This window comes from Latilactobacillus sp., from assembly GCF_033176295.1.
Taxonomy (GTDB): Bacteria; Bacillota; Bacilli; order Lactobacillales; family Lactobacillaceae; genus Latilactobacillus; species Latilactobacillus sakei.
Map to the genome: position 1 here is coordinate 1 of NZ_JAMQEX010000023.1, position 13,606 is coordinate 13,606.

Consider the following 13,606-nt stretch of genomic DNA (forward strand, 5'->3'; position numbering starts at 1 on the left):
CTTCCGCCGGTTAAGTTAAGTCCATAAAATATGAATATTAATGAAAATACTGATTTAATAGGATTTATCGTGTGGCTAATTTGTTCTTGCAATTTGGGTAAATAAAAAAGAGGCAGTTGGGATAAAATAATTTTATCCCAACTGCTTTTTTTAAATTGAATTAGATTGTAATAATTTTACGGGCAGTGTATAGCGCATCTCTAATGGAGCACTAGGATCCTCAATACGTAGAGTAATTAGTTCGGCTAACAGCGAGGCAATCTCGTCAATCGGTTGAATAATTGTTGTTAGTTGTGGGAAGTATTTCTGAATTAACTCAGTACCATCGTAGCCAATTAGTTTAAGATCTTGAGGAATCTTAATATTTTGATTTTGGGCTTCATTCATTACGGAAATAGCAGTTAAATCATCAGTACAAAAAAGACCATCTAAGTGTTCTTCACGTAGAATACGCGCAATTTCAATTTTTTTAAGACTATTCGAAGTGGTACTTTTAATTTGGAAGACAAAAGGATCTAAGCCATTTTTTTGTAGTGCATCTAAATAGCCATTAAGTCGTAAAAGTGTCGGTGAATTAGTTTCGTTACTGCCAGTAATAATACCAATCCGTTTAGCACCGAGGTTGATCAAGGTATTGGTGGTGATTTGACCGCCGGCAAAGTTATCACTGGAAATAATGGGAATATGTGTACTCAATAGTCGATCAAATGAAATAACGGGTGCACTCATTTTTTCATATTCTTGTAGTTCGGTATTATGACCTCCTGCAATAATACCGTCTACTTGATTTGCGGCTAACATACCAAGATATGCTTTTTCTTTTTCAGGCTCACGATTACTATCACAAAGAATACTCTTGTAGCCTTTATCAAAAAGTTTCTTTTCGAGGCGCTCAATTAATTCTCCAAAAAACGGATTACTAACAGAGGGAAAAATAAGCCCTATCATTTGGGCTTTCTTTCCTTGTAACGATCTTGCTAAATTATTCGGTTGATAATTTAATTCGGCCATGGCGGCATGAACCTTATCAATTGTTTTTTGGCTGAGATAACCATAGTTGTTAATGACTCTAGAAACTGTTGTCGGACTGACCTTTGCCAATTTGGCAACATCCGTTAGTTTTGTAGGCACGTTTTTTCCCCCTAAAGCTAGTCATATCAGTTGTTATTTACTTTAGATAAAGGCCAAAGTTGTGCTTTTTGTGGTATTTCTGCCCAGATTATATTTTGATTTTCCGTGGGGAATAGGCGACTACTCATGACTTTGGCACCATAGTTGATATAAAGTTCAACGACTGATTGATCTGCGAATAAGTTAATATGAATAGGATGATGGGGTTGAACATTAGTTGTTCTGATTTGACCATATTGTTGGCCAAATGAGACCCCAGCGTTAGAACGATTCATTGTAATTTTACCATTTGTTGTATCGATAGTAAGTACTAAACCATTTGATTTTGAGGGATTGCTAAAGACGTGGAGTGTTTGACTAGTGTTTGCCGGCACTTCGAGTTCTAATTCATAAGCGTTAGTTGTAGGTATTATGCTTTGTTTACTGAGTGATAGGATTTGTTTTGTTTGGCGGAGCGCTTTTGTTTCTTCGACGGGGTATTGATAAAGTTGATTATCATGGAGTGTTAATTCTTTAACTAGGCTTAGGCAATGAGCCCAACCGTCTTTATCAGTTGGATATTCAATTTCAGGTAAACCTAACCAACTTACTGCCAGTGCACGACCATCTGGAGCATTAAAAGCTTGTGTGGCATAACAGTCAAAGCCGTCATCAAGATTAGTAAGCTCAGAAGGCTGCGTAATGGTGGTTGTATTGAGTTCGAATGAATGACCAACCACATACATATTTGGATAGATGTTCTGGTAAGAAATAACTTCGGATGTTAAACCCTGTGGGCAAAAAATTAAAACCGGCTGATGATTAATAAAGATGAGGTTAGGACATTCAATCATGTAACCTAGTTTTTCACTTGTAAAAGCTAATTCGCCGAGTGGGCGCCAATCATTAATGTTATTGTGATCCGCTTTAAAAACGGCAATCTTACCAATTTTATTGTTATCTTGAGCGCCAATTAGCGCCATGATTTGGTCTTGATACTTAAAAATCATTGGGTCTCGGAAATGATCGGTATAGTGGCGTGGTTGTTTGATTAGGGGTTCAGATATTTTGCTGATGGTACCTGCTTGACTTAGCCATGCACCGTTTTGAAAAGGTGATCGCTTCCAGTCGCTATTTCTGACGTTACCGGTATAAAAAAGGAAGAGTCTATCGTTAATTGGTAATGCACTACCAGAATACGCGCCGTGACTATCGAAATTTCCGTCAGGTAATAAAGGAGTTGCTTTGCGCCAATTAATAAGATCATCTGAAATAAGATGGTGCCAGGATTTTAGACCGTGAACTGGTCCCATAGGATAATTTTGATAAAATAAGTGCCATTGGTGATTGAAATAAGAGAAACCGTTGGGATCATTTAATAAACCTGTATCTGGCTGAATATGGTAATTAAGACGATAGGGTGAACTTTGGACACGATTCAACAATTGTTGTTGATAATCGATGGACCAATCTGAGTAAGGTTGATAGCGTAGTTGACGTGTCCAGTTTGTAATTAATGGCATAATAAACTCCTTTGTGACATGTTATTCAATAAATATAATATAAATGTAAACGTTTGATATGTCAAACGTATGTCATTCTTTTAAATCCTTATAAATAAGTATAGTATAGATGTTTTTTTATAAAATATGATAATCGTTTGACATAAAATGTAAACGGTTGTATTATCGTATTTGAAAAGCGTTTACAAAAATACGTAAAACAATAATGTTAAAAGGAGTGTTCGGCATGAATCATAAGGAAGTAGCGAAACGAATAGCTCAGGCAATTGGAAAAGATAATGTGGTTGCGGCTGCTCATTGTGCGACTAGGTTACGATTAGTTGTGAAGGACGTGAAAGTAATAGACCAAGCAGCATTAGATAATGATCCAGATCTAAAGGGTACGTTTAACGCGAATGGCCAATATCAAATTATTGTTGGTCCAGGGGATGTTAATACAGTTTATGACGAATTTATTAAGATTGTAAATATTAAAGAAGCTTCTAAAGAAGAATTAAAAAATATTGCGGCTGATAATAAAGACAATATTATTATGAAGTTCATTAAGGTTTTAAGCGATATCTTTGTGCCATTAATACCAGCTTTAACTGCTGGCGGCCTATTAATGGCTATTAATAATGTTTTGACAGGTCAAGGCTTGTTTGGCGCACAATCAATTGTCCAGATGTTTCCACAGTGGAAAGGATTCGCTGAGATTGTCAATATGATGTCGTCAGCGCCATTTACCTTCTTACCAATTTTAATTGCATTTTCTGCAACTAAACGATTTGGTGGAAATCCATATTTAGGTGCGGCAGCAGGAATGATGTTGGTTATGCCTAACCTAGTTAATGGTTATGGGGTTGCTGAAAGTATCGCTACAGGGCATATGACGTATTGGCATGTCTTTGGATTGAATATTGCGCAAGCTGGTTATCAAGGTCAAGTAATTCCGGTTATTGGAGTTGCCTTCATTCTTGCTAATTTAGAGAAATTCTTCCATAAACATTTAAATGATGCTGTTGATTTTACGTTTACACCAATGTTATCGATTATTATCACAGGATTTTTAACCTTTACATTAGTTGGTCCTGCATTGAGAATTGTTTCAAATGGTGTTACTGATAGTTTAGTTTGGGCTTATCAAACGTTAGGTGCAGTCGGTATGGGGATTTTTGGCCTGGGTTATTCAGCAATTGTCTTAACTGGCTTACATCAAAGCTTCCCGGCAATTGAAACGACACTTTTGGCAGATATTGCCAAAACTGGTGGATCGTTTATTTTTCCCGTTGCAGCGATGGCAAATATTGCTCAAGGGGCTGCAACTTTCGCTGTATTCTTCGTTACTAAGAATAAACAACAAAAGTCATTAACGACTTCTGCTGGGATTTCTGCGATGTTGGGAATTACTGAACCAGCATTATTTGGGGTTAATTTAAAATTGAAGTTTCCATTCTTTATTGGTTTAATTGCATCAGGAATCTCATCGTTTATTATTGGTTTATTACATGTTTTATCAGTATCAATGGGACCTGCAGGAATTATTGGGTTTATTGCGATTGCACCTAAGAGTATCCCTAGTTTTATGATGGGAGCTATTATTAGTTTCGTAATTGCCTTTGTGGGGACATACTTATATGGTAAAAAGGCAATGAAGACAACTGAAGAAGAAATAATCAATGAAGCACCAGCTACCTCAGAAGTAGTGGAGAGATTACAAGATGAAAAGATTAGTGCACCAGTTACTGGACGAATTGTTGATTTAACATCAGTACCCGATCCAGTTTTTGCAAGTGAAGCAATGGGAAAGGGCATTGCGATTATGCCAACTTCTCAGGATGTACTTGCACCAGTTACCGGCGTGATAACAATTGCGGCTGATACTGGTCACGCATACGGGATAAAATCGGATGATGGTGCAGAAGTGCTAATTCATATTGGCTTAGATACAGTTAATTTAAATGGTATAGGTTTTGAAAAGATTGTCCAACAGGGACAACATGTTAGCGAAGGCGATTTATTAGGTCATTTTGATATTGATAAGATTAAACAAGCAGGGCTAACACCGCTAACAATGACTATTGTGACGAATACAGCGGGATATGCACAAGTTGATCCGCTTTTAACAGTCGACAAGGCTGCTATGCAAGGCGAAGAAATTATTCAATTACACGCTAAAAAGGATTAAGGGGTAGTTACATGCAAACTAACTGGTGGCAAAATGCAGTATTTTATCAAGTCTATCCAAGAAGTTTTCAAGATAGTAATGGAGATGGAATTGGTGATATTCAAGGTATTATTCAAAGATTAGATTACCTAGCTGATCTGGGTGTAAATGCAATTTGGCTATCACCAGTTTATCAATCCCCTAATGTTGATAATGGCTATGATATTTCAAATTATCAGGCAATTAATCCGGAATATGGTTCTATGGTGGATATGGAACAGTTAATTGAAGCGGCGAAGATTCGTAAGATTAAAATTGTTATGGACTTAGTTGTTAATCATACAAGTGACCAACATCCATGGTTTTTAGAAGCACGAAAATCAAAAGATAATCCGTATCGTGATTTTTATATTTGGCGAGACCCTGCAACCGATGGTAGTGTTCCGAATGATTTACAAAGTAATTTTAAAGGATCAGCTTGGGCGTTTGATGCGGTTACTGGGCAATATTATTTACATTTTTATGCGAAAGAACAACCGGATTTAAATTGGCAAAATCCTAAAGTTAGAGAAGCTGTCTACCAGATGATGACTTGGTGGCTTCAAAAAGGGATTGGTGGTTTTAGGATGGACGTTATTGATTTGATAGGGAAGGAACCTGACCGCAAAATTAAGGAAAACGGACCGCAATTACATGCGTATCTTCAAGAGATGAACGCAAGGGTACTTTCACAGTATGATGTAGTAACGGTTGGAGAGACATGGGGGGCAACACCCGAAATTGGCCAGATGTACAGTAATCCTAATCGCCACGAACTATCGATGATCTTTCAATTTGAACAAATTAATTTAGATAAACAATCAGGGATGACTCGCTGGGATTTAAAACCACTTATTCCAGCAGAGTTACATGCGGTATTTAGTAAATGGCAATTAGCGCTAGATGGCGTTGGTTGGAACTCGTTATTTTGGAGTAATCATGATTTACCGCGAATTGTGTCACGTTGGGGAGACGATAGCCAGTATCGTGAAAAAAGTGCGCAAGCATTAGCAATTTACCTGCATATGCTTAAAGGAACACCGTATATTTATCAGGGTGAGGAGATTGGCATGACCAATTATCCAATTACGAGTTATCACGAAATTGAGGATATTGAGAGTCGGCGAGTTTACCAACAACGACAGCAACAAGGCTATGCGATAAGTGATATCCTAAATGGGATTAATGCTAAAGGTCGAGACAACGCGCGGCATCCGATGCAATGGAATGGTAAGAATCAATCAGGTTTCACAGATGGGACACCATGGTTACCGGTAAATCCTAACTATTTAGAAATCAATGTTGAATTGGCCAAACAAGATGAACGGTCTATTTATGCGACTTACCAGCAGTTAATAAAATTACGAAAACGTAACGCAATTATTCGCCAAGGCCGATTTGAAAATGTACCAACAGGTAATCAAAATGTGATTAGCTACAAACGGATGTTAGGAGAACAGAGTTGGTTAGTTATTATTAACTTATCTAAGAATAGAGAAAGTTATACGCTACCCATTCAGTACTTCGGGCCTAATCAAAAAATTATTAGCAATAATTTATTATTAAATAAAATAGCGACAAGTGGTGTATTACAGCCGTATGATGCGTTGGTTGTAGCTATCGGGAATGAGGAAAAGTAACATGAGTGAATTATTAGTGGGCAGTGTGGAAGCCGGCGGAACTAAATTTGTTTGTGCCGTGGGAGATGAGCACTATCAAGTTAAGGATAAAGTAACATTTGCGACGACAACGCCACAAGAAACTTTAGCGCGAGTAGTCACCTTTTTTAAAAAATTCCCAAATGTGACAGTAATAACAGTCGCTTCATTTGGGCCAATCGAATTGCGGAAAAATCACGCTAAATATGGATATATTACAAATACTCCCAAGATTGGGTGGCATGATGTTGATTTTGTAGGTTATCTAAAGAAAGAACTTGCACGGCCAATTATTTTTACAACTGATGTTAACGGCTCAGCGTACGGTGAATATGTAGCTGCTCGGATAGCGCAACAACCTGTTGATTCGTTAGTTTACTACACAGTTGGAACGGGTGTTGGTGCCGGTGCTATTATTGATGGTCAGTTAATTGGAACCTTGGGCCATCCTGAAATGGGACACGTTCTCGTAAAACGACATCCGGATGATTTAAAATTTGAAGGAATCTGTCCATTTCACGGTGATTGCCTAGAGGGATTGATTGCTGGACCCACTTTTGAGAAGCGAGTAGGCAAAAAAGGACAGGATGTCGATCAGTCAGACCCAGTTTGGGATATTATGGCCTATTATTTAGCACAAGCTGTGGTGCAACAAACCTTGATTATTCGCCCTAATAAAATTGTTTTAGGAGGCGGGGTAGTTAATAAAATCTTCTTAGATAAAGTTAGATTGCAATTTAAAGAACAATTAAACAATTATGTTGAAGTCCCTAAGTTAGAAGATTATATAACGATGCCGTTAGTTGAGAACAATGGATCGGCAACACTTGGAGATTTTGCATTAGCGTTAAAACAATACAATCAGAAATAAGTGTTAAGAAAAGCTAAGTTCACTTCAACTTGGCTTTTTTATTTTGACCGGAATACTCGCCATTCTTCTAAATCATGGTTTTCGTCAGTGTTAGATATGACTAAATTGGGTCCAAAGACTTGCTGGGTAGCTGAATGGCCAATGAATCCTTCTGAGAATCAGTTATTACACACGGAAAATGCCTCGTGGCAATGGGCCAGTGATTTATACTTCCCGGAATTAGGTAATGCGCGTCATTTTGATATCAGTACGGATTACTTAAATGCTTTTAGTTAATGATTGTTCTAATCACTTATAAATAGCGAAATTTATAATAGGCTGATAATTAATCAGTCTATTTTTTATGTATTTAATCGAGTTATAGTTATTCTATATTTTTTGATATTAATTTTTATCTTATTAATAACTAAACAAATTTCTGTACACCACTAAGTACAATTCGGTAAAGTTAATCTATAACAAGTGTCCACTATTGGATCTAGAGGGTAGTTGATATGTTGAAGACTTTACGAGGTGCAGATAATGATCGGTTTAAAAAAAATTTTATCGTCAACACGTTGTAACTGTAACGTTCTTATTTTTTCTAATCGTTAGTATCGCAATGGTCGCCATTGTTTATTTACAACCTAATAAGATTTTATCTGGGGCCGATTATCATTTTCACATGAATAGAGTGGAGAACTTAGCGCTCTCAATTAAGCATGGCGATTTTTTCCCTAAAATAAGTTACTTTTTCATTGGTGGGATGGGTTATGCTGCGAGTCTTTTTTATCCAGATACATTTCTTTATCTACCAGCTATTTTAAGAGTGCTGGGCTTGTCGATTAAAGAAAGTTTCGTGATCTTCGCAATTTTTATCAATTTAAGTACTTTTCTGGTGACTTACGGTTCTGGTAAATTAGCAGGGTTTAGTAAGAAGAAGGCCTTAATCTTTGCTTTACTGTATGGTCTTAGTATCTATCGTTTTGCTGATTTAGTTAACCGTCAGGCAATCGGGGAAGTCATCGCGCTGACCTTTTTTCCGTTAGTCATTGTAATGATGACCAGGTTGAAGTCTGGTAAGCACCAGCATTGGTACTTGCTAGCTGTGGGGATGGTTGCGATTGGTTACAGCCATATGATTTCTGTAGAAATGATGGGTATTTTCATCGTGATCTACACGTTGTTGAACCTTAAGGCGCTCTACAAAAATGGTAGTTTTAAGTATTTAATAGCATCCGGTGGGTTGTCACTTGGCCTATTAGCGCATTACTTCTTAGCCGTGGGCGAACAAATGGCAACGACAACGTTTCAAGTTTCTGCTCAACCGCTAGCCTTTTTATCAGACCGCACGCTAGCTTTTAAAGAAGTGGTCCGTAATTCGTTAACCAACGCTGTTTTCCACGCGAATACAGTCAATGTTGGAATCACGATTTTGTTAGGATTGGGAGTAGCGTGTTACCTATTCTGGCGGTCCAAAAATGACCGTGATTTAATTGTGATCGCACTCGGTCTGTTTATAATGGTCACGCCATTGATGCCTTGGCAATTATTCGACCATACGATTATTAATACAATCCAATTTCCATGGCGTTTTTTTGCAATCATCACAGCAATCGTCAGTTACTTGATTGCCAAGGATGATTTGCAATTATTGAATAATAAGTACTATTTCTACGCTATTATTCTGATGTTAGGCGTCGGCAATGTCATTTATGCGACAAACAGTATTCAAAATCAAAGTTGGCGTTTTAGAACCAATGCGCAATACAATCAACCTAATCCGTACTATATTGGTGCAGGGCATGAGTATCTACCCGAACAGACTGACTATCAAAAGATTTTGAAGCATAAAAAGCAAGTGATTCAGTATCAACCTGCTAAAGTCAAAATAGCCAACGTCCAGCATACGTGGGGGCAGTATCAATTCGAATTTACGACGCTTAAGCACCAAAAAGCGGTTGTCGAGGTCCCGTTTATTTATTACAAGGGCTACGTTGCTAATATTAACCATGAGAAACGATTGATACCGATGCAAATGAATCCTCAAAATGGCTTAACGCAAATTACCTTAAAGGGCAGTGGGCAGATGACGGTCTTTTACCAGCAAACGCCGCTTCAAAAAGTGGGGCACGTGATTAGTGTAGTTAGTCTGATTTCTTTGATGATGATTATTTACAAGGCGCAATCTAACAAAAAGCTTTACTAAGTTAGTAAAGCTTTTTTATTTTTAGTAAAAACGATGTTTTATACGATTATTTTACTAATAAAATCCATTTTTTTAATTTTTACTAACTTGATGGCTATCAAGTTCTTTCAATTCGGGGCCTTCTATAATGGAGACAACAGATAGAAAGAAGGGATTCAAATGCGATTTCAAAGATGGTTGCAGGCGGTTAAGAATCAAATAGCGTTGGCCGTGGGGGTCTTAATTGCGGTGGCTTATGGTTGGTACTGGTTAGGTGGGCCGGTTGTTGTGATGCAAGGGTTACTGTTAGTTGCTTCAGTGCTTGGGGTGGCGCCGATTTTGATGCAGGCTTACCAAGCCTTGAAGGTCAAGGTGGTGAGCATCGATTTATTGGTGACCATTGCGGTGATTGGGGCCTTTGTTATTGGCGAATACAACGAATCGGCGATTGTGACCTTTTTGTTCTTATTCGGGAGTTATCTTGAACAACGAACACTTAAAAAAACTCGGGAATCAATCCGGTCATTATCGGAGATGGCACCTCACACCGCACAAGTGGTTGCGGATGATGGGGCTGTGACGGCAGTCGATGTCGACGATGTGGTAATTGGCGATCACGTTTTAGTCAAAGCGGGTGGTCAGGTGCCAGTTGATGGGACGGTTATCACGGGAAGTGCCTTTGTTAATGAAGCCAGTATTACGGGTGAAGCACAGCTGGTTAAAAAAGAAGTTGGCGCCAGCGTCTATTCTGGCGCGATTGTCGACAATGGCACGCTGACCGTAGTCGCTAATCAAGTTGGGGATGACACGACTTTTGCCCAAATTGTTGAATTGGTGGAAGAAGCGCAGGATAGTAAATCACCGGCGGAGAAGTTTATCGATCGTTTTGCGACTTACTACACACCAGCAGTGTTGGTATTAGCGTTAGTGGTCGGCTTGATCACACGCGATTTTAAATTAGCGATTACGATTTTAGTGTTGGGTTGCCCAGGTGCCTTAGTGATTGGCGCGCCAGTTTCAATCGTTGCTGGGATTGGTAACGGTGCGAAAAACGGCGTCTTGATTAAAGGCGGCGAGGTAGTTAACACGATGGCCGGGATCGATACAATGGTTTTCGATAAGACGGGTACGCTCACTAAAGGTGAAACGGCAGTAGCACAAGTTGTGAACTATGCGGCTGATGAAGCGATTGTTTTGAAATTAGCTGCAGCCGTCGAAAAGCAATCGGATCATCCATTAGCGCTGGCGGTGGTTAGTTATGCCCAACAACAAGGCTTAACGGCTTTACCTATTGTCACTCACATTGAAACGCTCAAAGGACTGGGCGTTAAAGCCCAAGTTGGGGAACAATTGGTTCGAATTGGCCGCGCGCAGTTATTGACGGACGCCGGTATTATCGTTAATAAGCAACAACGCGCGGTGATTGAAGCCAGTCAACGAGCTGGGCAATCAACGGTGTTGGTGGCGATTAATCAAACGTTGGCACTGATTATCGGGATTGCGGATACGGTGAAACCAGAAGCCAAAGCAGCTTTGGCCCGTTTGAGAAAGGCCGGTGTTAAAAATCTTGTGATGCTGACCGGGGATAATGAACAAACAGCGGCAGCCATTGCCCGTGAGGTGGGGATCACAGAATTTCACGCGAACTTGTTACCAGCGGAGAAGGTTGATTATTTGAAGACGTATCAAGCAAAAGGCCAAAAAGTTGCCTTTATCGGGGATGGTATCAATGATAGTCCGTCATTAGCGCTTGCGGACATTGGGATCGCGATGGGTTCCGGCACAGATGTCGCAATTGAAACGTCGGATATTGTATTGATGCAATCGACACTTTCTGAAGTCGTCTACGCCGATTACCTCACTAAGGCGACAGCCCATAATACGGTCCAAAACATCGTGATTGCGGTTGGAACGGTCGCGTTACTTCTATTAGGATTGATTTTAGGCTACGTTCAAATGGCCAGTGGGATGTTGGTTCACGAAATCAGTATTTTAGTCGTCATTTTAAATGCGATGCGCTTAATTCGGTTTAAAGTTCGCTAAACTTGATGGCGATCAATTTTTAATCATGCGACTGGCAGTATAGTGAAGGTATCAAGTGAAGAAAAGGTGGTTTTTGTTATGGCGAAGTTAGTAATGCAATTAGATGAACTCTCATGTCCATCATGTATGCAAAAGATTCAAGCGGGTGTCAGTCAACAAGCAGGCGTCGAATCGGTCAAAGTACTATTTAATGCAAGCAAAGTTAAAACTGAATATGATGAAACAACGACTAACCCAGAACAATTGACCCAATTGGTCACGAATCTGGGCTACAACGTTAAAAGTGTGAAGGTTAAATAGGGGGCATTGAGATGTTAACAACAGCGGCAATTGAAGAACGTTACCAAGCAGAACTGAAACAAGCGGATGTGGATCACCATACACCAACGGCTGGTGCAATGATCGGGCACATTATGGCTAATCTCACAATCCAACGGCGCAAACTCCGTCAGATGAAGTGGTCTACCAAAGGGATTGATAATGGCACCTTCAAGGCACAAGTGGCAACTTTATTAACAGAAAATGATATGCTATTAGATAAGACGACTGAACGATTATTGGATGAGGGTGAAGTAATCCCGACGACGCAAGCAGAATATACTGAATACGGGATGCTTACTGAAGATGCCCGCATCAAGTATTGGGATGTGCCAGCTATGATGGCGGAATTGGTCAACGATTTTAACACCGCCAACCTATTCGTATCACGGGCGATCAAGCTCGCCCAAAAAGAAGAACGATTTGCTTTAGCAACTGATATGATTGATATGCTAGGGTATAACCAACATCAAATTCGCGTATTGCAGAGCCAACTCGGTAAGGATGCACGCGAAGGCTTAGATGAAGAAGATGACGACTAAATAGAAGGAAGTGGGCGTGTGGCAACTGTTGAACAACATATTTGTGCAGAACTAGTACCGATATTTAGTCACCTTGATCACGATAGTCTCCTGAAGGTTTCGGCGCTAACGCACCACGAAAAGGTTGCTAAGGGTCAGCAAGTCATAAGCCCGACTGCGCAAAAACGCCTAGTGATTCTGGCTAGTGGGAGTATTAAGGTTTATCAATTATCCGCAGCGGGTAAAGAACAACTATTGCGGATTATGGAGCCTGGCGACTTTGAAGGTGAGAAATTACTCTTTACGAATCAAGAGGAACAAGTATATGGTGAGGCACTCCAAGACAGTGTGATCTGCACATTGCCTCGCGCACCTTTTCAAGAACTACTATTAACTTATCCGGAAATTAGTTTGAAACTTTTAGAAGTAACGGCTAATAAGATGATTAAGTTGGAACAACAAGCTAATCTGATGAATATCGAATCGGTTGAATCGCGAATTGTGACTTATCTATTGGCTTTGGTGAAGGTCAGTGAGACGTTGACGGTTAAAATCCCGATGAAGTTAAAAGAATTAGCCACTTATATTGGGACGACGCCGGAAACTTTATCGCGGCAATTGAAGCAATTAGAACAGCGGCAATTGATAAAAAGACAAGGTCGACAGGTTGAAATATTAGATTATGAACGCTTGGAAGACTTCTATTAGTAGTGATTATGGCGTGTTGGTCAACAAATTTGAGAGATTTGTTGACCAACACGTTTTTTACCTATACCAATTCGTTGAAATAGTGGCGAAATCGCGATTTATAAGTGTTGTAAGGGATAATCAGTAGCGCAATTAGGGATGCTTTTTAGTGGATTAAAACGTTTTTTTTAAGCTTGGCAAAGGTTATTTTCAAGTTTTTTAAAAAATATTGAAAATAGTGATTGACGTTGTCCCACTAGGATGGTAAGATATTCTATGTTGTCGAGAGATGAACATGTGATTGAGAAGTTGATAAAAATTATTTTTAAAAAGCAGTTGACATCAACTTGATCACATGATATGATTAATTGCGTTGCTTATGAGATTTTAAGTTTTAAGTAACGGCGATTCATATAAGGTAGACCTTTGAAAACTGAACAAAGTTTTGATAAACCAAATGTGTAGGGTCGCCCTTCGGGGCACAACATATTTGCGAAGTCAATTTCGCTAGCAAATAAATTAA

11 protein-coding genes are annotated in these 13,606 nt (G+C 39.3%); 9 read left to right on the forward strand and 2 right to left on the reverse strand.

Going from position 1 to position 13,606, the window contains the following annotated elements:
* Positions 1-150: 150 nt before the first annotated feature.
* Positions 151-1,131: a LacI family DNA-binding transcriptional regulator gene (locus NDN60_RS09270; protein ID WP_099947772.1), complete on the reverse strand. Its 981-nt coding sequence runs from the start codon at positions 1,129-1,131 to the stop codon at positions 151-153.
* A 26-nt stretch (positions 1,132-1,157) separates the two neighbouring features.
* On the reverse strand, positions 1,158-2,633 hold the full coding sequence (locus NDN60_RS09275) for a sucrose-6-phosphate hydrolase (RefSeq protein WP_099947771.1): 1,476 nt from the start codon (positions 2,631-2,633) through the stop codon (positions 1,158-1,160).
* A 226-nt stretch (positions 2,634-2,859) separates the two neighbouring features.
* Here NDN60_RS09275 and NDN60_RS09280 point away from each other — a divergent pair, with 226 nt between their 5' ends.
* The 9 genes from NDN60_RS09280 to NDN60_RS09320 all read left to right on the forward strand — a co-directional run bounded on the left by NDN60_RS09280 (position 2,860) and on the right by NDN60_RS09320 (position 13,104).
* The gene (locus NDN60_RS09280) at positions 2,860-4,800 is read left to right on the forward strand and encodes a sucrose-specific PTS transporter subunit IIBC (protein WP_099947770.1); all 1,941 of its coding nucleotides are present in this window, start codon (positions 2,860-2,862) and stop codon (positions 4,798-4,800) included.
* 11 nt (positions 4,801-4,811) lie between these two features.
* Entirely contained in the window at positions 4,812-6,458 is a 1,647-nt protein-coding gene (locus NDN60_RS09285) for a glycoside hydrolase family 13 protein (RefSeq protein WP_061827338.1), read from the forward strand.
* Position 6,459: 1 nt separating this feature from the next.
* Positions 6,460-7,347, forward strand: a complete 888-nt coding sequence (gene scrK / locus NDN60_RS09290; protein WP_056946912.1) for a fructokinase ScrK — start codon at positions 6,460-6,462, stop codon at positions 7,345-7,347.
* Positions 7,348-7,623 carry a GH25 family lysozyme gene (locus NDN60_RS09295; RefSeq protein ID WP_256470450.1) on the forward strand — a complete coding sequence of 92 codons (276 nt, stop codon included), beginning with the start codon at positions 7,348-7,350 and terminating at the stop codon, positions 7,621-7,623.
* A gap of 325 nt (positions 7,624-7,948) precedes the next feature.
* Positions 7,949-9,535 (forward strand): hypothetical protein, encoded by a 1,587-nt coding sequence (locus tag NDN60_RS09300; protein WP_099947769.1) that lies wholly within the window; start codon positions 7,949-7,951, stop codon positions 9,533-9,535.
* 159 nt (positions 9,536-9,694) lie between these two features.
* A complete protein-coding gene (locus NDN60_RS09305; protein WP_089535165.1) occupies positions 9,695-11,557 on the forward strand; it encodes a heavy metal translocating P-type ATPase in 1,863 nt (620 codons plus the stop codon).
* A 78-nt stretch (positions 11,558-11,635) separates the two neighbouring features.
* Positions 11,636-11,857, forward strand: a complete 222-nt coding sequence (locus NDN60_RS09310) for a heavy-metal-associated domain-containing protein (RefSeq protein ID WP_056946908.1) — start codon at positions 11,636-11,638, stop codon at positions 11,855-11,857.
* 11 nt (positions 11,858-11,868) lie between these two features.
* On the forward strand, positions 11,869-12,417 hold the full coding sequence (locus NDN60_RS09315) for a ferritin-like domain-containing protein (RefSeq protein ID WP_056946905.1): 549 nt from the start codon (positions 11,869-11,871) through the stop codon (positions 12,415-12,417).
* 18 nt (positions 12,418-12,435) lie between these two features.
* Positions 12,436-13,104: a Crp/Fnr family transcriptional regulator gene (locus NDN60_RS09320; RefSeq protein WP_056946901.1), complete on the forward strand. Its 669-nt coding sequence runs from the start codon at positions 12,436-12,438 to the stop codon at positions 13,102-13,104.
* The last annotated feature ends 502 nt before the right edge of the window (positions 13,105-13,606 follow it).

Coding starts and splice junctions, on each gene's coding strand:
- NDN60_RS09310 (WP_056946908.1), top strand. CDS start 11,636: ATGGCGAAGTTAGTAATGCAATTAGATGAACTCTCATGTCCATCATGT.
- NDN60_RS09305 (WP_089535165.1), top strand. CDS start 9,695: ATGCGATTTCAAAGATGGTTGCAGGCGGTTAAGAATCAAATAGCGTTG.
- NDN60_RS09275 (WP_099947771.1), bottom strand. CDS start 2,633: ATGCCATTAATTACAAACTGGACACGTCAACTACGCTATCAACCTTAC.
- NDN60_RS09285 (WP_061827338.1), top strand. CDS start 4,812: ATGCAAACTAACTGGTGGCAAAATGCAGTATTTTATCAAGTCTATCCA.
- NDN60_RS09280 (WP_099947770.1), top strand. CDS start 2,860: ATGAATCATAAGGAAGTAGCGAAACGAATAGCTCAGGCAATTGGAAAA.
- scrK (WP_056946912.1), top strand. CDS start 6,460: ATGAGTGAATTATTAGTGGGCAGTGTGGAAGCCGGCGGAACTAAATTT.
- NDN60_RS09300 (WP_099947769.1), top strand. CDS start 7,949: ATGGTCGCCATTGTTTATTTACAACCTAATAAGATTTTATCTGGGGCC.
- NDN60_RS09315 (WP_056946905.1), top strand. CDS start 11,869: ATGTTAACAACAGCGGCAATTGAAGAACGTTACCAAGCAGAACTGAAA.